The organism is Streptosporangium sp. NPDC000563 (assembly GCF_040299985.1).
Taxonomy (GTDB): Bacteria; Actinomycetota; Actinomycetes; order Streptosporangiales; family Streptosporangiaceae; genus Streptosporangium.
The window spans coordinates 1-18,564 of record NZ_JBEPDA010000023.1; the positions used below are offsets into that span (position 1 = coordinate 1).

The window sequence follows — 18,564 nt, forward strand, 5'->3', positions numbered from 1 at the left end:
GCTCACGAACCCCAGCCGGGCCGGCTCATGCCCCAAGAACACGTTCTCGGCCACACTCAGCCCGTCCACCAGGTCGAGCTCCTGATAGATCGTGGAGATCCCGAGCCTGATCGCCGCGATCGGGCTCGACAGCCGCACCTCCTCGCCGTTCAGCGTGATCGTCCCCTCGTCGGGCTGGTGGGCACCGGCCAGGGTCTTGATCAGAGTGGACTTCCCGGCACCGTTCTGGCCGAGCAGACAGTGCACCTCGCCGGCACGGACCTCCAGGTCGACGCCGTCCAGGGCGCGCACTCCGGGGAACTGCTTGACGATCCCTCGCATTACGAGGAGGGGTGCCGAGTCGGTTGACGGCTCGGGCATGGGGGGCCTCCGTGGATCTTTACGACTGAATCTCGATGGGGACTTCGCTGGGAACTCGATAGAAGGGGACGATTGGGATCCCGCCCGTCCGGCCGGGCCGGACAGCACCAGCGTGGCGCCGCCGAGGTCGGCGTGAACGACGGCGTCACGAATCCGGTTCTCCAACCGGACGGACGGGATGTTCGTGGGGGCGATACCGGGTCTCACGAGATATGGCGTCTCATTCGCGCTCCTTCTCGGGTGCCGGTGCCGCCAGGCGGACGTCGATGGCAGTGGGGTTGGAGAGCACCCTCTCCGTGACGATCCCGGCGGCGCCGCGCGAGGCGGCGCCGAAGCCGAGATCGGAGGCGACGAATTCGCAGCGGGCGGCGGATCCCTCCACGCCCAGCCGCTTCAACTCCGCCTGCGCCACCGGGATGAGCCGGTCGGCGAGCTTGGCGAAGTAGCCGCCGATGACGATGACGCGCGGGTTGAAGAGGTTGACCAGGGTGGCCGATCCCCGCCCGAGCCAGCGTCCCACCTCGCCGATGGCCAGGTCGACCCGGGGGTCACCCGCGGCCCACCGCAGCTCGATCTCGGCCAGCCGCTCCTCCGGGTCGCGCATCACCCCGTCGTGCATGCCGTAGGCGTGGTCGGGGGTGGCCATCCGGACCAGCGCGGCCAGGCCGACCTTCGTCTCCCAGCAGCCGATCCGGCCGCAGCCGCAGCGCTCGCCCGAGGGGTCGACCATGACATGGCCCACCTCTCCCGCGAAGCCGTCGGCGCCGCTCAGCAGGCGTCCTCCGGAGATCACGCCGCCGCCGATGCCGACCTCGCCGGTGAGATAGACGAGATCGGACGTACCGGAGGCGATTCCGCCGGTGAACTCGGCGAGGGCCGCCAGGTTGGCGTCGTTGTCCACGCTGATCGGTACGTTCGGGGGAACTCCGGCGCGTACCAGCCACTCCGCCACCGGGACGCCGTACCAGCCGAGGTTGGGGGCGACGTCCACGGTGCCGGTGGCGGTGTCGACGAGACCGGGAACGGCCACGGTGATTCCGGCGACCTTGACCTCCAGGAGGTCGAGTTCGGCCATGGCCTCCCCGATCACCCGGGCCAACTCCGTCAGGGAACGCTCGGAGTCGCAGCCCATCGCGTCGAAGCTCACCCGCCGGTCGATCAGCACCCTGCCGCCCAGATCGGTGGCGAAGGCGGCGATGTAGTCGACGTTCACCTCAAGGCCGAGGGCTCCGACCCCCGCCCCGTCCAGCGCGAGGGCGAGCCCGGGGCGGCCGACGGCACCGGCGTGCTGGGGCCCGATCTCCTTGAGGAGGCCTCGGGCCTGCAGCTCGCTGACGAGGCTGGTGACCGTGGTCTTGTTCAGGCCGGTCTCCATGGCGACGACCGACCTGGACCGCGGACCGTACTCGCTGACGTGACGCAGCACCAGGGACAGGTTGGACCGGCGCACGGTGGCCTGGTCGGCGGGTGTACCGGCCGACCTGTTCGAGCTCGTCGAACCGCCGTTGCGACTGCCGGTCCAGCTACGGTGCACGTCACTCCCCTCAATTAATTTGCATGACTGGCCGAATTAAAGGCTCAGTCCAGGTTGGGGCGCAAGGTCCGAAACGTTTCGATCTGCGTAACGTTTTCGTAACACGGTCGCGCGTTTACGCGTGTACGTCACACGAACGACAGATACCGAGTCGTTACCGTCCCCCCCGGTGCGCGACAGGACACCTGTGTGTTACAAATCCAATTAATTTCTATCCGAGACAAATAAAAGCCAGGTGGCCGTGTGACCCAGGAGCAGCACCAGGCCCGCACGGTGGGCGGCACGCCTCAGGCCGCGGGTCCCGCCCTGCTCCGCAGGACGAACCTCTCCCTGGTCCTGCGCCACCTGCGCGAGCACGGGTCCACCTCCCGGTCCGACATCGCGGAGGCCACGGGCCTGCACCGGGCCACCGTCTCCAACCTGATGGTCGAGCTCCTCGACCGGCGGCTCGTCCAGGAGGTGGGCGTCGACCACGCCGGCACGGTCGGCCGCCCCCGGCGGGCGGTGGCGCTGCACGGCGCGCACATCGGTGCCCTCGGCCTGGAGATCAACGTCGACTACGTCGCCGTCCACGGCGTCGACCTCGGCGGCAACGTCCTGGTCGACCGCCGCCTGGGCTTCGACGCGGCGGGCAGCGGCGCCAGCCGCTCGCTTCGCGAACTCGGCCTGACGGCCCGCGAGGCCATCGAGGAGATGGCGCGCGCCGGGGCCGCGCCGGCGGGCATCGGAGTGGCGGTCCCCGGCCTGGTCGACGTCGACCACGGGGTGGTCGCCTTCGCCCCCAACCTCGACTGGCACGACGTGCCGCTCGCCGCCCGGCTCTCCTCCGCCCTCGGCCCGCTGCGCGTGCCGGTCACGGTCGACAACGACGCGAACCTCGCCGCTCTGGCCGAATACACCTCGGGAGTCGCCGCCGGTACGGCCGACATGGTCTACCTCACCGGCGAGGTCGGCGTGGGCGGCGGCATCGTCGTGAACGGCAGGCTGCTGCGCGGAGCGGACGGCTTCTCCGGCGAGGTCGGGCACCTGCCGGTCGACCCGAGCGGCGGGCGCTGCGGCTGCGGGCGGTTCGGCTGCTGGGAGACGAAGGTGGGCCTGGCCGCGCTGGTGCGCATGGCGACCCCCGAGCGGGCGTACGGGCTGGAAACGGTCCCGGTGCCCGATCCCGAGGAGCGGGTGGCCGAGATCGCCCGCGACCTGGCCGCCGGCGACCAGCAGACGCTGGTCGCGGTCGCGGAGGTCGGCCGCTGGCTCGGGCTCGGCGGCTCGATCCTGGTCAACCTCTTCAACCCGCGCGTGATCGTCGTAGGCGGTTACTTCGCCACCCTGGCCGCATGGCTGCTCCCCTTCGCCCAGGCGGAGCTGGAGCGTCTGGTCGTCGCCGGCCCCGCGGCCCGCTGTCGTTTCATCGCCTCCGACCACGGCTTCGGCGCCGCCTCCCGGGGCGCCGCGAACGTGGTGATCAACCAGATCGTCAACGACCCGGCCGCGATCATGCCGCCCGCCGGAGCCTGACAGCCCCGGCGGGCGGGCGGTCTCTTCTACGATCGAGGACGTGACCGCCCCGATCTCACGTCCCAGTGCCCGGATCCTGCTGGTCGACGCCGACGAGCGCCTCCTGCTGTTCCGCTGCCCGGCCCCCGCGCAGTGGCCCGCCGAGCACTGCTGGATCACCCCTGGCGGAGGGGTGCACGACGGCGAGACACTGACCGCCGCCGCGGTCCGCGAGATACGCGAGGAGACAGGGCTGGAGATCACGGAAGAACGCCTGGGGCCCGTCGTGGCCCGCTCCTCCGGCCTCACCTGGTTCGGAGACGTCCGGATCGCCGCGATCGACTCGTTCTTCTTCCTGCGTGTCGGCGAACACGCCGTCGACGTCTCGGGACAGGAGGAACTGGAGCGTTCGCTGATCTCGGCGCACCGCTGGTGGACCCGTCACGATCTCCTCACCACCGATGAGACGATCTTCCCCCTCAACCTTGGAGCCCTGTTGTCCGATCTCCTGGACGGAGACCTCCCCGCCGAACCCGTCCCGCTGCCCTGGCACCACGACGAGTAGTCCCCTGCCGACGGTGACGGGCGGGTGTGCCCGCCCGTCACCGTGTACGTGCCGCCCCGGGGATTCGAACCCCGAACCTCCGGTTCCTGAAACCGGCGCCTCTGCCGTTGGGCCAGAGCGGCCGGGCGTGCCGTACGCACGCCGATGTCACCGATGTCACCGATGTCACTGTGTCGCCTGTGTCGCCTGACCGTTCTCGCTCGACGTCCCGGAGCACTGCGCGTGGTGAGTGGTCGCGCCTCAGATCGTCGCGTCCGGGGTCGCCTTCGCTGGAAGTCACCGCTTCGTCGGAACGGCAGGGCTCGAACCTGCGGCCTTCCGGTCCCTGACCGGATGCTCTTCCTGCTGAGCTACGCTCCGTCACGCGTCCGGTCCGGTTGGCGTGGGCCGTACCGGACGCGCCGCGGGCCTGCGAACCGGGCGGGGGTCGCCACTCCCGTCGCCGAGTCCCAGTCCCATGCCCTTCTCCTGCCAGGGCAGAGCCGCAGCGGGGGTTCGAACCCCGTCCTGCCGGGTGGAAACCGGCTGCCTTACCGATTCGGCCTCTGCGGCGTGTCTTCCGAGATGAATCCTTTCCCCTTCCCACGAGAAGGCGTGAAAGCGTTAAACGTGCTGCGCCGTGAATTTATGGAGAGCGGGGAAACCAGCTTCCGCGCACGCTGGTCGAAGCAGCCTCCCATGGTTCAGGAAATGAAGAAGCCGCCTGGACCGATGTCTTGGGCGGCTCGGCGGTTTCCCTCGCAAGGACTAGCCGCCTGCCCCCTCGGGAGCCGGAGCACTGTCATTGAGCAGCGAAAACATCTCAAGGCTTCCCTGCCGCACCGATGACGCGCCGTACTTCATCGTCGATCCTTTCCGAGGTGCGGAGCGGATGCCCCGGCCTTTTCTCCATTGAAGTACAAAGGCGGCCTTCGATGCCAGTGGTTTTATCCGCGCTTTCCTCCCCCGAGGTTTTCGACGGCCGTTTTCCGCGGCTCGCGGAGAATTCGTCGTTCGTCGCGCGCCGGGCTTGCCGGGCCCGTACTCGCGTTCTTTCCGCCGCGAATCCGGGTGGCCCGATCCGTCCCGCCGATGCCCGGCCGCCCGAACGTCACCTCCTCACCGGGCTCCCACCGCGTGGGTGGCAGGCCGCGGAGCCGGGTGACGGCCTCTCGTCGCGACCACCTCGCGGTTGTGCGGCTGCGCGGGATCCCGTGTGATCGATGAGAGAGCCGATCGCGTGAACCGGCGTCCCTCGTCTTCTGGTTAGGTGAGCGACATGGCACTTCACCCCAATCTCGATCCCGGACTGGCCGCCGCCCTCGAGGCGAGTCCCCTGCCCGCCGCCGATTTCGGCGCCATGCGACTGGAGGACCTGCCCGACGTCCGTCTCCAGCTGGACGCGGCGCGTGCGGCGATGCCCCCGCTCGCTCCGGACGAGCGAGTCGTGATCGAAGACCGGACCGTACCCGGCCCCGAGGGCGATCCCGACATCCGGTTGCGGATCTACCGGCCCGCCGGGCAGGAGGGCGCCGTCCCCTGCCTGTACTGGATCCACGGCGGCGGGATGATCCTCGGCGACGTGGAGACGGAGGACGCGCGCCTCAACGAATACGTCGCGGCGCTGGGATGCGTGATCGTCTCGGTCGACTATCGACTCGCGCCGGAGAACCCGGACCCGGCTCCGGTCGAGGACTGCTACGCGGGTCTGCTGTGGACCGCCAAGAACTCCGCCGAGCTGGGCATCGACCCTGAGCGCCTCGCGGTGGGCGGGGTCAGCGCGGGAGGCGGGCTCGCCGCGGGCACCGTGCTGCTGGCACGCGACCGCGGCGGCCCGGCCCTCGCGTTCCAGCTCCTGATCTGCCCGATGCTGGACGACCGCAACACCACTCCTTCCAGCCACGAGTTCGTCGAGGCGGTCGTGTGGAACCGGTCGGCGAACCTCTTCGGATGGAGGGCACTGCTCGGCGAGCGATCGGGCGGCGACGATGTCTCCCCGTACGCGGCCCCGGCGAGGGCGACCGACCTGTCGGGGCTGCCCCCCGCGTACATCGACGTTGGCGAGCTGGAGGTCTTCAGGGACGAGTGCTTCGACTACGCCCTGCGGCTGGTGCGGGCGGGTGTCTCCACCGAGTTCCACCTCTACCCGGGGGCCTTCCACGGCTTCGACGGGATAATCCCCGAGGCGGAGATCAGCCGCAGGGCCGCCGCCGAACGGGTGGTCGCGCTACGCCGGGCCCTGCTGCGCTGACCGGGCCGGGGATCGAACGTCCCGCTCAGCGCAGCACCGGGTAGTTGGCGCGGATGAGGCCGTGCGGGTCGCGGGAGCGCTTGAGGTCGCGCAGCCGGGCCAGCACGTCGACGGGGAACGCGGCCGTGGCCCGCTCACCGGGACTCAGCGAGGTGTAGGGCTTGCGTCCGCTGCTCCACGGGACCAGGTCCGCTGAGATCTCGTCCTGGCGGGCCCGTACGGCGGTGGCCGCCTCGGGTGAGGGGGCGAGGCCCAGCATGGCCAGCATGTAGGGCTCGGCCAGGTGGCCGCAGGCACCACCGTTCGCGGCCGGGCGGGACAGGGCGCCGCCGAGGTGGCGGATCTGCACGCTCAGCAGCGGAGCGATCGGCGCGGTGAGCAGCGTCGCCACGACCTCGTCGGCCAGGTCGGTCAGCAGCTCTCCCCGGTTCACCCCCGCTCCGGGGGCGGTGGGCTCGGCGCAGACGGAGTCCAGCTCGGCCACCCGCAGCGGGCCCCTGCTGTCCGAGATCACTCCGTCGATCTTGTCCAGGCGGCGCAGCAGGTCCTGGGCCTCCCCTGTCTCTCCCAGGAACGTCGCGTCCACGGCGACCATGGGCGCCGCTCCGGGAAAGTGCAGCAGGTCGAACCAGACGCTCAGCTCGTCGGGGGCGTCGGCGGTGATCTCCCGGAACGCCTGGAGCACCAGCGGGGCGCTCTCACCGGGCCACATGACGCGTCCCCCGTACAGGTGCGGCGCCGGGTGCAGGTCGAACTCGACGGCGGTCACCACGGCGAAGTCGCCGCCGCCTCCTCGCAGCGCCCAGAACAGCTCGGCGTCGGACTCGGCGCTGACCGTGGCCCGCACGCCGTCGGCGCCGACCACGTCGAAGGCGCGCACGCTGTCGGCGGCGAAGCCGTGGCGGCGGCCGAACCAGCTCAGGCCCCCACCCAGGGTGTAGCCCACCACGCTGGGGCCCGAGGAACTGCCTGCCAGCCCGGTCAGCCCGTGTGGTCCGGCGACGGCGAGCACCTCGCCCCACCTCACCCCCGCCCCGACCCGCGCGGTGCGCTGCCGCGGCCGTACGTCCACCCCGCCCAGCCGCCCGGTGCGCAGCAGGATCACTCCCTCCACGTCGCCGCTCGCGCCGTGCCCCAAGGGCTGGGCGGTCACGCACAGCCCGGCGAGGCGCGCCCAGGTGACCAGCGCGGCCACGTCGTCGGCGTCCTCCGCCTCGACCACCGCCGCCACCGGCTGGTCGACCGCGAGGTTCCACGCCCGCCTGGCCTGCTCGAACCCCTCGTCTCCCGCCGCCAGCACCGGCCCCCTGACCGCGCGCCGCAGATCGTCCCCGATCGTCATGATCGCCTCTCCCCTTTCACCGTTACCGATCCCCACTGTCGAACGAGTCGGCTGAGATCGAGCTGAGGTCGAGTTGAGATCCGGGATCCGCTCGCACCCGAGCGGATCCCGTGCAACCTTCCGTCTCGTCGCAGCGTCTATAGGGGTCAAAGCGGGGCATGCGCCACGGGGAGAGACAGGCGTGTGAGCCCGGAAGCCTGCGAGAAGGGGACCCCCACAGGTGCGTGCACTGACGGGCAAGGCCAAGAAGGCGATCTACCGGCTGTTCGAGGCGAGGAACCGAAGGCGTGAACGGACCGCGCCACCTCCGTCCACACACCAGATCAAGATCCTGATCCTGCACGCGTACGGCATGGGCGGCACCATCAGAACGGTCTTCAACCTGGCCGGCTACCTGGCCTCGACCGGACACGACGTGGAGATCGTCTCCATCCTCAAGGAGGCGGAGGAACCGTTCTTCCCCATCGACCCGAGGGTGAGGTTCCGCTTCCTCGACGACAGGCTGGTCCCGCCGACCGGCCTGCGCGGCCGGCTGTCGAAGATGCCGAGCAGGCTCATCCCGCCGCAGGAGGCCGCCTACCACCGCTTCAACGTGTGGACCGACCTGCGACTGGCCCGCTGGATCCGCTCGGTCGACACCGGCGTCGTCATCGCCACCAGACCCGGGCTCAACCTGGCCCTCGCCCAGCTGGCCCTGCCGAGCGTCATCACCATCGGCCAGGAGCACGTGGCCCTGCGGGGACAGTCACAGGAGGTACAGAAAGTCATCAGACGGCGTTACCGCAGGTTCGACGCCCTCGTCACCCTCACCAAGGCCGACATGCGCGACTACCGCGCGACGCTGCGGCGAAAGCCCCGGAAGCTGGCGAGGATTCCCAACGCCGTACCGCCCATGACCGGCGGGATCTCCAAGCTGGAGGACAAGGTCGTGGTCGCCGTCGGCCGCATGACCAAGCTCAAGGGGTTCCACCGCCTCATCGCCGCGTGGGAGACCGTGGCGGCCGCCCATCCCGACTGGACCCTGCGCATCTTCGGCGCGGGACCGCAGGAGGACAACCTGCGCACCCAGATCGCCGAGGCGGGACTGCAGGGGAGGGTCGAGCTGCCCGGTCCCACCTCCGACATCGGCGCCGAGTTGGAGAAGGCTTCGATCTTCGTACTCAGCTCCCGCCACGAGGGCTTCCCCATGACGATCCTCGAGGCGATGGCCAAAGGGCTGGCGATCGTGAGCTTCAACAGCCCGCACGGCCCCAAGGAGATGATCACTGACGAGGTCGACGGGCTGCTGGTCACGCCGCGCACCGAGGCCAACCTCGCCGCCGCCCTCAGCCGCGTCATCGAGGACGGGGAACTGCGTCGCCGGCTGGCCGAAGGCGCTCTGGCGACCGCCGTCACCTACGACGTGGAGTCGGTCGGCGCCAAGTGGGACGCCCTTTTAGCGGAGTTACTGGCCCGCCGAGACGGCACCTACGAACGGCCCTCCTGAGTCTTCGACCGATACGGTGCGGCTCGGATGCTCCTGGACTCGGCACGGCGGACGGCCGCACCGTTCCCGGCCTCCTCGGCACCGGGTACCCCGAGACCTGGTCGACATCACGCTCGGAGCCTTCCCTCCCCGGCGGGCCTGGGGAAGAGCGGAACGGCTCACTGCCTCTCGGGGCCGTGGGGCCCGCCGGTCACCGGATCCACCGGCCACGAAATTGACGGTGGGAGAACGTAGGCTTCCGGCTGCCATGAAGAAAGAGGACCCACCGACGCACCTGACCTTCCGGCTGCTGGGCCCGCTGGAGGTCACCGATGAGACCGGTCACCCACTCGACCTCGGCACCAGGAAGCAGCGTGCCCTGGTGACGATGCTGGCGCTGGAGCCTGGCAGGGTGGTCTCGCTGGACGGCCTGATCGACAGGCTGTGGGCGGGCGAGCCGCCCTCCGCCGCGACGAGGACCCTGCAGTCCTACATCGCGCACCTGCGCAGGGTGCTGGAGCCCGGCCGCAGGCCGCGCACCCCGCCGAGGGTGCTGCTCACCCGCGAGCCGGGATACCTGCTGGCCGTCGCCCCCGGTCAGGTCGACCTGGCGCGCTTCGCCGCGGGCGCCGAGGAAGGCAGCAGGGCACTGGCGCGCGGCGACCACCGGGAGGCACTCCGGGTGCTGGAGGAGACGCTGGCGCTGTGGCGAGGTGAGCCGCTGGGCGAGTTCGCCGATCAGGAGTTCGTCCGGCCCGTCCTCACGCGGCTGCGCGAGCTGCGGGCCACCGCCGAGGAGGACGGATTCGAGGCACGGCTGGCGCTGGGCGAGAGCGGCGCGTGCGTGCCGGACCTGGAGGCCCTGGTCGAGGCCCACCCCTACCGGGAGCGGCTCTGGGAGCTGCTGGTGCCGGCGCTGTACAGGAGCGGCAGGCAGGCCGACGCGCTCGCCGCGCTACGCCGGGTCCGCGCCCTGCTCGCCGACGACCTCGGCATCCAGCCGGGGCCGCGGCTGCGGCGCCTGGAGCGGGCGGTGTTCGAGCAGGCCGTCGAACTGGAGACCTCCGGCCTCGCTCCCGGCCCGTCTCCGGGGGCGGACCCGGTGCCGTCTCCCGCCGCGCTCATCCCGCCCGCACCGGCCCGCGCCGCGACGGGAGACGGGAGCGGTGACCTCGTGACCGCCGAGACACTGGTCGCCAGGGATGCGCAGCTGCGCCTGGTGGCCGAGCGGCTGGCCTTGGCGAGGCGCGGGGAGGGCGGGGTGGTGCTGGTGACCGGGGAGGCCGGGATCGGCAAGACCCGGCTCGCGCGGGCCGCGGCCGACGAGGCCGCCGGACGGGGTTTCCGGGTGGCCTGGGGGCGCTGCGTCGACGGCGCGGCCCCCGCGTTCCGGCCCTGGATCCAGGTGTTGCGCGAGTGCGGCGGAACGAACCCGTTCCACGGCGAGGCGACGTCACCGGTCCGCGGCCCGAGCCCCGAACCCGGCCCGGACCGTCCGGGCCCTGAGCCTCGCCCGGCCCTTCCGAGTTCCGGACCCGGTCCGGGCAGCGCGGGCTCCGATGCTCCCCTCTGTCTCGATTCCGGCCCCGGTCCCGACGGTGATGTCTCCGCGGGCTCCGATGCTCCCCCCGGTCTCGATCCCGACGCCGCCCTGTTCGAGCTGTACGAGCGGGTGACGGCGACGCTGACCTCCACCGGCGGCCCGCTCCTGGTGGTGCTGGAGGACCTGCACTGGGCCGACGCCTCCTCGCTGCGGCTGCTCACCTTCGTCGCGGGCGAGCTGGCCCGCCACCCGGTGCTGGTGATGGCGACGCTGCGTCCCGAACCGGGCGACCACCCCGCGCAGCTGCGCGACACCCTCGGCGCGTTGTCCGGGGAGCCGGGGACCACGCACCTGGAGCCGTCCCCGTTTCGCGCGAAGGACGTGTCGTCCTATCTGCGTCTGCGGCGGATCCCCGACGATCCCCTGCTGGTCGACGTGCTGCTGGAGCGGAGCGGCGGCAACCCCTTCTACCTGGGCGAGCTGCTGCGGCTGCGCGAGGGCGAAGGTGAGCACTGCCTGGTGGCGGGACTGCCCGCCGGAGCACGTGACGTCATCGAGCGCCGGGCGGCGAGGCTTCCCGAGGAGACGCGGGAGCTGCTGCGGGCTGCGGCGGTCACCGGGCGCGAGGTGGACATCGACGTGCTCGAAGCCGTCACGGGCATCCCCGCCGAGCGGGTGATGGCCCTGCTGGAACCGGCGGTGGCGAGCGGGCTGCTGGCCGAGCCGCCCGGCGGCCCCGACTACCGTTTCTCCCACGCCCTGGTGCGCGACGCGCTGCTCGCCGGGCTCGGCCGCCTGGCGCGGGCCCGGCTGCACCTGCGTACGGGCGAGTGCCTGGAGGCCAGGCCGAGCGCCGAGCCCGCCACCCTGGCCCATCACTTCGCCTCGGCCGCCAGGGTCGGCGGCGCGTCCAAGGCGGTGGAGTACGCCTCCCGCGCGGCCCGGCGGGCCGCGGCCCAGCTCGCGTACACCGAGGCCGTCGAGCTGTGGGAGCTGGCTTTGAACTCACTGCCCGCCGACGGCGGCCGTGGCGACGACGGCAGGTCCAGGTGCGCGTTGCTGACGGAGCTGGGACAGGCTCGCCGTACGGTCGGTGACGCCGTGGCGGCCCGCCGGGACCTGGAGGAGGCGATCGAGCTCGCCCTGCGGCTTGGCGACAGGGAGGCCCTGATCTCCGCGATCACCGTCTCCGGCGGACTCGCCCTGTGGTTGTGGCGCCCCTACGGGGTGGTCGACACCGCGATGGTCGCCGTGCTCGAGGACCTGCTGGCCGGGCCGCTCGACGACCGCGACCGGGCCGCGCTGCTGGGCACCCTCGCCGTCGAGCTGCACTACGGCCCGCGTCGCGCCGAGAGCGAGCGGCACGCGGCGCGAGCCGTGGAGATCGCCCGCGGTCTGGACGACCCCGCGCTGCTGGCGCGGACCCTGAACAACTACCTGCTCGCCTGCTGGGTGCCGGGCCGCAACCCCGAACGGCTGCGGGCCGCGAAGGAGATGCTGTCCCTGCCGCACCTGCCGCGCGCCACCGAGTTGGTGGCCCGGGTCTTCCGGATGGCCTGCCTGATGCGCGCCGGCGACCTGACCGGCTGGGATCTCGATCTGGCCCGCTGCGAACGGCTGGTCGAGGAGGTACGCCGCCCCGAGCTGGAGGCCATGGTCCGCATCGCCCAGACCGCCAGGTGCACCCTCGAAGGCCGTTGGGCGGACGCGGAGTCGCTCGTCACCCGTTTCGGGAAGATGGGCTACGGCTCAAGCGTCTGGGGGCAGGAGTTCCGGCTGCTGCTCACGATGTTCACCTGCGACCGGGGGCGCGGCCGGGTCGCGGAGACCCTCGACGGGCTGCTCGCCTCGGCGGAGGACCCGTCGCTGGTGCCGCTGCGCCCGATCGCGGTGCTGGCCGCCCTCGACTCCGGCCGTCCGGATCTCGCCCGCGAGCTGGTCGCCCGCTGGGGCACCGAGGTCGCGGACGACTGGATCGCCGACTTCCTCATCCCCGTCTGGGGCCTGGTCGCCGCCGGGCTCGGCGTCCCCGACCCCGAGGAGCTGTACGACAGGCTCGCCCCGCACGGCGACCAGCTGATCGTCGCCGGGACAGGCAGCACGGCGTGGGGCTCCACCCACCTGGTCCTCGCCGAGCTGGCGGCGCGGCTGGGCCGCGCCGGCCGGGCTCGTGAGCACGCCCGCGAGGCGGTCGAGACGCACCGGCGGCTCGGCCTCTCCCACCTGGAGGAGCGGAGCCTGCGATTGCTGGCCCGCCTGAGCTGATCCGGCCGGTCACGGTCAGGTCACCGGCCACCGGTTCACCAGCGCTGGTGGACCTGCGGGCGGATCAGCTCGTCGTAGATCTCCCGCACTCTCGCGAGGGTCGTCTCGGGCAGCGCGTCCACGGCGGCGGCGGCCGCGTTGGCGCGGGCCTGCTCGGGATTGCGGGCACCGGGGATGACCACGGAGACACCGGGCTGGTCGATGATCCAGCGCAGCGCGAACTGCGCCATGCCGGCCTGCGGCGGCACCAATGGTGCCAGGCGGCGGACCGCCTCCAGGCCGGTGGCGAAGTCGACCCCGGAGAAGGTCTCGCCGACGTCGAAGGACTCGCCGTGCCGGTTGAAGGTGCGGTGGTCGTCCGCGCCGAAGACGGTGGACTCGTCGTATTTGCCGGACAGCAGGCCGCTGGCCAGCGGGACCCGGGCGATGATGCCGACCCCGGCCTTGGCCGCCGCCGGGAGCACCTTCTCCAGCGGCTTGAGCCGGAAGGCGTTGAGGATGATCTGCACGGTGGCCACGCCCGGCCGGGCGATCGCGGTGAGCGCCTCGTCGCAGGTCTCCACGCTCACCCCGTAGGCGGCCACGCGGCCCTCCTCGACGAGCGTGTCGAGGTCGTCGAAGACCCTGTCCGTCGCGTAGACCGGGGTGGGCGGGCAGTGCAGCTGCACCAGGTCGAGGGTGTCGACGCCGAGGTTGGCGCGGGAGCGGTCGGTCCACGCCCGGAAGTTGTCCAGGGTGTAGGCCGAGGGTTCCTGCGCGACACGGCGGCCCATCTTGGTGGCCACGGTCAGCCCGGGCCTGGCCTTGATCAGCCGCGAGACGATCCGCTCGCTGCGCCCGTCACCGTACACGTCGGCGGTGTCGACGAAGGTGACCCCCGCCTCCACCGCGGCGTCGAGGGTGGCCAGGGCCTCGTCCTCGCCGACCTCACCCCAGTCGGCCCCCAGTTGCCATGCGCCGAGTCCGACGACGCCGACCTGCCTGCCCGTTCTTCCCAATTCGCGCTGTTCCACATCAGTGATCGTAGCCCGCACGGCGCGGCGGGAATCACCCCGGGCGGAGCAGGTCGGCGGCGCGGTGTCTCCCTTCTACCGCGACACGCTCGGTATCACGTGGGCGTCGGGACCGGGGAAGACGAGGCTTTCGTGCTCGTCGCCCTCCCAGCGGACCATGTAGGGCGGGCTTCCGTCCTCGTTGCGCAGTTCGATGATCAAACCGACCTTGCGAGGATCGCCGTTGCGGGTGCCCTCCACGATCAGTTTGTCGCCTATGGTGGCCTTCATAGTGTCCTCCGGATGGGAGGATGCTGCCCCCGTGGCCATCCTCCCTTTCCATGGGATCACTCTGCGGCGCATTCGTCCAGGTGGCAGGCGCATTGAAGCCTGCCGGAGCATCCCGTCGGCGTCAGACTTTACTTATATAAGTCGATACTGAGACAGTGAGGCCATGCACGCGCTCGACGTTCTCGGCGACCCGGTCCGGCGCCGGATCCTGGAGTTGCTCGCCGACGGCGAGCGGGCGGCCGGTGAGATCAGCGCCGTGGTGCAGGAGGAGTTCGGGATCTCGCAGCCCGGCGTCTCGCAGCACCTGCGCGTGCTGCGGGACAACGGGTTCGCGACCGTACGCGCTCAGGGGACCCGAAGGCTGTACGCCGTCGACCCCGCCCCGCTGCGGGAGGTGGACAGGTGGCTCGACCGCTACCGGCACTTCTGGAACCAGCACCTCGACGCCCTGGGCACCGAGATCGCGCGGGGTAAGCGGGAGCGTCGTGTCAGGGAGGCAGAGTCCCCGCCGTCCCCGCCGTCCTCGCCGTCCTCACTGACCTCGCCGTCCTCACTGACCTCGCCGCCTCCGGGCGCCGGCGCCGACACCGGCCCGTGAGACCGGCCGCGCCGCTCCCGCCGTCCCTGCCGCCCGGGGGCTCAGGGTGAGCCACGCTCGAAGGGGCGTCCCAGCGCCCCGGGTTCGCGGCTCCGGTTCGTGAGCAGCAGCATCGCGAGCAGGGCCAGCAGGTACGGCGCCGCGATGAGCAGTTGCGCGTTCAACTCCACCCCCAGCGCGGGCAGCGCCAGGCGCATCGCGTCGGCGAGCCCGAAGATCGCGCAGCCGAGCAGGGTGCGTCCCAGCCGCCAGCCGCCGAAGATCACCGCCGCGACGACGATGTACCCCCGTCCGGCCGTCATGTTCTGGTTGAACGAACCGACCTCGCCGACCGCGAGGTACGCGCCGCCCAGCCCGGCCAGCGCGCCGCACCACAGCAGTGCCTGACGGCGGCGCGCGTTGACCCGGATGCCGGTGACGTCGGCGGCACGCGGCCGCTCGCCGACCGCCCGCAGCTCCAGGCCCCACCTGCTGCGCTCGACCAGCCACCAGGTCAGCGGGACGACGACGACCAGCAGGTAGGCAGGCCAGCGCTCGACGAACAGCGGGGGGCCGATCAGCGGTATGTCGCGCAGCCAGGGGACGCTGACCTGTGACACCTGGTGGGAGTCGAAGTCGCTGACCGTGATCAGGTAGCCGGTCAGCCCGAGGACGAGGGCGTTGAGCACCAGACCGGCCACGAAGGTGTCGATCTCCAGCCGGTGGGAGAGGTTGCCGTGCACGAGGCCGATGAGGAGACCGACCAGCACGCCCGCGACCAGCCCCGCGGTGGCGCTGCCGGTGGCACTGGCCACGGCGATCGAGCCGAACGCGGCGCCCAGCATCATCGCCTCGACGGAGATGTTCATGGCACCGGCCCGCTCGGCGAGATACTCCCCGCACGCCGCGAAGGCGAGCGGCACCGTGAGCCGTATCCCGCTGGACAGGATGGTGGAGACGTCGTCCGTGCCGATCATGGGGCCGATCATGGGGCCGATCATGGGGCCGTCCTCTCCGCGACGGGCGCGGCCCCGTGCCCGTCGCGTGCGACGCGGACGCCGGTCCCGCGGCGCCGGAGCGCGGCGATGACAACGGGCGGGGCGACGAAGGCCAGCACCAGCAGGGCCTTCACCACGTCCACGACGAACGAGGGCACGCCGGTCGCGGCGAGGAAGCCGCCGCCGGAGCGCAGCGCGCCGAACACCAGGGCGACCGCCACGGCCGGCACCGGCCTGTTACGGGCGACGAGAGCGACGAGCAGGCCGTCCCAGCCGATGTTCATCGCCATGCCCGGCTGCAGCCGGTGGACGCCCACCGGGCTGGTCAGCAGCACGGCCCCGGCCAGCCCGGCGAAGGCACCGGAGACGGCCAGCGCCGCGCCGCCCAGCGCGCCGGCGCGTACGCCCGCGTGCCTGGCGGCGAGCGGGTTGAGTCCGAGCACGGTGAGCCGGAACCCCCAGCGGGTGCGGGTGATCGCCGTCGCGATGATCGCGGCTCCGGTCACCGCGATCAGCAGGCCACCGTTGACCTGCAGGTCCGGGTATTCCCCGATCGAGCCGAGCAGCGCGCTCGCCGGCAGCGGGTTGGACTGCGGCGCGACGACGGCGTCACCGACCCGCGACTCCTGCAGCAGCCACGGCGTGTTCACCGCGAACGCGACGAGCTGCTGGGCGACGAAGGTCATCAGCAGCGTGCTGACCACGATGTTCACGCCCCGCAGCCGGTACATCAGCGCGCTGAGGCCGGCCCACGCGCCACCGGCCAGCGCGGCGACCGTGAGCACGACCGCCAGCAGCGCCGGGCCGGTGACCGCGAGGCGCAGTCCCACCCAGGCGGCGAAGAGCGCCCCGACGAGCACCTGGCCCTCCTGCCCGATGTTGAACACGCCGGACCTGGCGCTGACGCACGCGCCCACGGCGACGAGCAGCAGCGGCGCCGTGTACAGCAGGGTGGAGGTCCAGGCCGTCGGGTCGGCCACACTGCCCTGGAAGAGTGCCCGCACCGAGGCGAGCGGGGAGCCACCGGTCACGGCGATCAGCAGCGACGACAGGGCGAGCGCCACGACCACGCCCGCGACGGTCGCCACGCCGGTCCTCCAGCCGGACGCGCCGGGACCGAGGGGGAGGAGGGCGAGCAGGCGCCCGGACGGGTCCCGGCCGGCGTTCGGGGGGGTTTCTCTCACGCGCCCGCCCCGCCCACCAGCATTCCGAGCCGCTCGGCCGTGGCCTCCCCGCCGGCGAGGACGCCGGTGATCCTTCCCGCGGAGATCACCGCGATCCTGGAGGCTAGGGTCATGACCTCCTCCAGTTCCGTGGAGATCAGCAGTACGGCCACCCCTTCGGACGCTGCGTCGCGTAGCCGCCGGTGCATGTCCTCTACGGCGCCCACGTCCAGCCCCCGCGAGGGCTGGGCCACGACCAGGACGGCCGGGCGGGCCGAGAGTTCGCGGGCGAGCACGACCCGCTGCCGGTTTCCTCCGGAGAGGTCGCGCACCGGGGTGTCCGTCGACGGGGTGACGATGCCGAACTCGGCCACCATGCGGCGGGCGACGGCGTGCATCCTCCTCCGGTCGAGGAACACCCGGCCGCTCACGGCGTCCAGCGACTTCATGACCAGGTTCGCCGCGACGCTCATGTCCAGCACCAGCCCGAAACCGTGCCGGTCCTCGGGCACGATGCCGAGCCCGGCGGCGTGCAGCGCACCCGGGCGGTTCGGATCGACCGGTCTGCCGGAGATCTCGACCGTCCCCGAGTCCGGTACGGCGAGCCCGGACAGCAGGTCGCCCAGGCTCGACTGGCCGCTGCCCTCGGCCCCGTACAGGCCGACGATCTCACCGGGGGCGACGTCCAGCCCGAGATCGGACAGGACGGGCACTCCGTCGACGGTGAGGGTGAGGCCGCGCAGCCGTAGCGCGGGCGCCGGGGGGTCCTGGACGCCCGTGCCCGCCTCGTCCGCCTTGATCTTTTCTGCCCTGAGCTCCTCGGGCCTGAGCTCGGTCATCGTGGCTTTTCCCGGCCCGGCCTCCCCCGTCGCGGCTTCTGTGGCTCCGGCCTCGGGAGCGGTCTCGGTCATCGTGGCCTTCCCGGGTCCGTCACCCCTCGCGGCCCCGTACGTTCCCGGCAGCACGCCGAGGGCGGCCTCGGCTCCCGGGGAGACCTCCCTGCCGACCATCCACCTGGCCAGCTCCCGGGGACCCGTCCGCGCGGTCGCGCCACGGAAGACGACCTTTCCCCCGCGCAGCACGGTCACCCGGTCGGTGGCCGCGGTGATCTCGTCCAGCTTGTGGCTGATCAGGATGACCGCGCGGTTCTCCGAACGGACCGCGCGGCGCAGCACGCCGAACAGTTCGGCCGACTCCGCCCGGGTCAGCACGGACGTCGGCTCGTCGAGGATGAGCACCGACGGGTCCCCGCGCAGGCACTTGATCAGCTCGACCCGCTGCCGCTCGCCCGCGGAGAGCCCCGCGACCCTGGCCAGTGGGTCGACCGGCAGACCGTAGCGCCGGGAGACCTCCAGCACCTGGTCACGGGCGGCGGCCCTGTCGATCCTCCCGGTGTCGCCCAGGACGACGTTCTCCCAGACCGTGAGCGGTTCGATCAGGCTGAAGTGCTGGTGCACCATGCCGATGCCGAGCGCCGCGGCCTGTCTCGGGCTGCCGATGTCGACGGGCTCGTCATCGCGCAGGACGGTTCCGGCGTCCCGCCGGACGAGTCCCAGCAGGATCTTCATGAGTGTCGACTTGCCGGCCCCGTTCTCACCGAGCAGGCCGTGGATCTCTCCCCGGTACACGTCGAGATCCACGGTGTCGCAGGCCACCACCTGGCCGTAGCTCTTGCTCACTCCCCGCAGCCGCAGCGCGGGCACCGGCGGTGGGGAGAGCTCCCCGGCCTGTTCGTCTTCCCGCAT

14 protein-coding genes and 3 tRNA genes are annotated in these 18,564 nt (G+C 71.9%); 6 read left to right on the forward strand and 11 right to left on the reverse strand.

Features of this window, described 5'->3' with window-relative positions; genetic code table 11:
* Together ABT352_RS33540 and ABT352_RS33545 are read right to left on the reverse strand one after the other, a co-directional pair.
* A partial coding sequence (locus ABT352_RS33540; RefSeq protein WP_350949029.1) for an ATP-binding cassette domain-containing protein occupies positions 1 to 360 on the reverse strand: 360 nt, incomplete at its 3' end.
* A 220-nt stretch (positions 361 to 580) separates the two neighbouring features.
* On the reverse strand, positions 581 to 1,894 hold the full coding sequence (locus tag ABT352_RS33545) for an ROK family protein (protein ID WP_350949030.1): 1,314 nt from the start codon (positions 1,892 to 1,894) through the stop codon (positions 581 to 583).
* 243 nt (positions 1,895 to 2,137) lie between these two features.
* Between ABT352_RS33545 and ABT352_RS33550 the strand changes: the two genes are divergently transcribed.
* A complete protein-coding gene (locus ABT352_RS33550; RefSeq protein ID WP_350949031.1) occupies positions 2,138 to 3,409 on the forward strand; it encodes an ROK family protein in 1,272 nt (423 codons plus the stop codon).
* Positions 3,410 to 3,449: 40 nt separating this feature from the next.
* The gene (locus ABT352_RS33555; RefSeq protein ID WP_350949032.1) at positions 3,450 to 3,953 is read left to right on the forward strand and encodes an NUDIX hydrolase; all 504 of its coding nucleotides are present in this window, start codon (positions 3,450 to 3,452) and stop codon (positions 3,951 to 3,953) included.
* Between the two features lie 49 nt (positions 3,954 to 4,002).
* Here ABT352_RS33555 and ABT352_RS33560 read toward each other — a convergent pair.
* From ABT352_RS33560 to ABT352_RS33570, 3 genes are all read right to left on the reverse strand, one after another.
* Positions 4,003 to 4,075: transfer RNA gene (locus tag ABT352_RS33560), tRNA-Leu, on the reverse strand.
* 165 nt (positions 4,076 to 4,240) lie between these two features.
* Positions 4,241 to 4,313, reverse strand: a tRNA-Pro gene (locus tag ABT352_RS33565).
* A 120-nt stretch (positions 4,314 to 4,433) separates the two neighbouring features.
* Positions 4,434 to 4,505 (reverse strand) — tRNA-Gly (locus ABT352_RS33570).
* Between the two features lie 706 nt (positions 4,506 to 5,211).
* On the opposite strand from ABT352_RS33570, the gene ABT352_RS33575 reads away from it, so the two are divergent.
* Positions 5,212 to 6,183, forward strand: a complete 972-nt coding sequence (locus ABT352_RS33575) for an alpha/beta hydrolase (RefSeq protein WP_350949033.1) — start codon at positions 5,212 to 5,214, stop codon at positions 6,181 to 6,183.
* Positions 6,184 to 6,208: 25 nt separating this feature from the next.
* Here the strand turns inward: ABT352_RS33575 and ABT352_RS33580 are convergent, their stop codons facing one another.
* Entirely contained in the window at positions 6,209 to 7,525 is a 1,317-nt protein-coding gene (locus ABT352_RS33580; protein WP_350949034.1) for an FAD-binding oxidoreductase, read from the reverse strand.
* Positions 7,526 to 7,745: 220 nt separating this feature from the next.
* Here ABT352_RS33580 and ABT352_RS33585 point away from each other — a divergent pair, with 220 nt between their 5' ends.
* A complete protein-coding gene (locus ABT352_RS33585; RefSeq protein WP_350949035.1) occupies positions 7,746 to 9,011 on the forward strand; it encodes a glycosyltransferase family 4 protein in 1,266 nt (421 codons plus the stop codon).
* A gap of 247 nt (positions 9,012 to 9,258) precedes the next feature.
* Complete coding sequence (locus ABT352_RS33590) at positions 9,259 to 12,798, forward strand: ATP-binding protein (protein ID WP_350949036.1); 3,540 nt, start codon at positions 9,259 to 9,261, stop codon at positions 12,796 to 12,798.
* A 35-nt stretch (positions 12,799 to 12,833) separates the two neighbouring features.
* Here the strand turns inward: ABT352_RS33590 and ABT352_RS33595 are convergent, their stop codons facing one another.
* Positions 12,834 to 13,811, reverse strand: a complete 978-nt coding sequence (locus tag ABT352_RS33595) for an aldo/keto reductase (RefSeq protein WP_350949037.1) — start codon at positions 13,809 to 13,811, stop codon at positions 12,834 to 12,836.
* 75 nt (positions 13,812 to 13,886) lie between these two features.
* On the reverse strand, positions 13,887 to 14,081 hold the full coding sequence (locus ABT352_RS33600; protein ID WP_350949038.1) for a DUF1918 domain-containing protein: 195 nt from the start codon (positions 14,079 to 14,081) through the stop codon (positions 13,887 to 13,889).
* Positions 14,082 to 14,244: 163 nt separating this feature from the next.
* Here ABT352_RS33600 and ABT352_RS33605 point away from each other — a divergent pair, with 163 nt between their 5' ends.
* Positions 14,245 to 14,679, forward strand: coding sequence for an ArsR/SmtB family transcription factor (locus ABT352_RS33605; RefSeq protein WP_350949039.1), 435 nt, complete (start codon positions 14,245 to 14,247; stop codon positions 14,677 to 14,679).
* Positions 14,680 to 14,720: 41 nt separating this feature from the next.
* On the opposite strand, the gene ABT352_RS33610 is transcribed toward ABT352_RS33605, so the two are convergent.
* The 3 genes from ABT352_RS33610 to ABT352_RS33620 are packed head-to-tail and all read right to left on the reverse strand — an operon-like array spanning position 14,721 to position 18,564.
* Positions 14,721 to 15,659 carry an ABC transporter permease gene (locus ABT352_RS33610; protein WP_350949040.1) on the reverse strand — a complete coding sequence of 313 codons (939 nt, stop codon included), beginning with the start codon at positions 15,657 to 15,659 and terminating at the stop codon, positions 14,721 to 14,723.
* Positions 15,656 to 16,840 carry an ABC transporter permease gene (locus ABT352_RS33615; RefSeq protein WP_350949041.1) on the reverse strand — a complete coding sequence of 395 codons (1,185 nt, stop codon included), beginning with the start codon at positions 16,838 to 16,840 and terminating at the stop codon, positions 15,656 to 15,658. Before ABT352_RS33615 ends, ABT352_RS33610 begins: the two co-directional genes overlap by 4 nt.
* Complete coding sequence (locus tag ABT352_RS33620; RefSeq protein ID WP_350949042.1) at positions 16,837 to 18,564, reverse strand: ABC transporter ATP-binding protein; 1,728 nt, start codon at positions 18,562 to 18,564, stop codon at positions 16,837 to 16,839. The genes ABT352_RS33615 and ABT352_RS33620 overlap by 4 nt, the downstream gene beginning before the upstream one ends.

Excerpts from the sequence above, each read along its gene's own strand:
- ABT352_RS33620 (WP_350949042.1), bottom strand. The coding sequence starts at position 18,564 with ATGCGGGAAGACGAACAGGCCGGGGAGCTCTCCCCACCGCCGGTGCCC.
- ABT352_RS33605 (WP_350949039.1), top strand. The coding sequence starts at position 14,245 with ATGCACGCGCTCGACGTTCTCGGCGACCCGGTCCGGCGCCGGATCCTG.
- ABT352_RS33610 (WP_350949040.1), bottom strand. The coding sequence starts at position 15,659 with ATGATCGGCCCCATGATCGGCCCCATGATCGGCACGGACGACGTCTCC.
- ABT352_RS33580 (WP_350949034.1), bottom strand. The coding sequence starts at position 7,525 with ATGACGATCGGGGACGATCTGCGGCGCGCGGTCAGGGGGCCGGTGCTG.
- ABT352_RS33575 (WP_350949033.1), top strand. The coding sequence starts at position 5,212 with ATGGCACTTCACCCCAATCTCGATCCCGGACTGGCCGCCGCCCTCGAG.
- ABT352_RS33600 (WP_350949038.1), bottom strand. The coding sequence starts at position 14,081 with ATGAAGGCCACCATAGGCGACAAACTGATCGTGGAGGGCACCCGCAAC.
- ABT352_RS33590 (WP_350949036.1), top strand. The coding sequence starts at position 9,259 with ATGAAGAAAGAGGACCCACCGACGCACCTGACCTTCCGGCTGCTGGGC.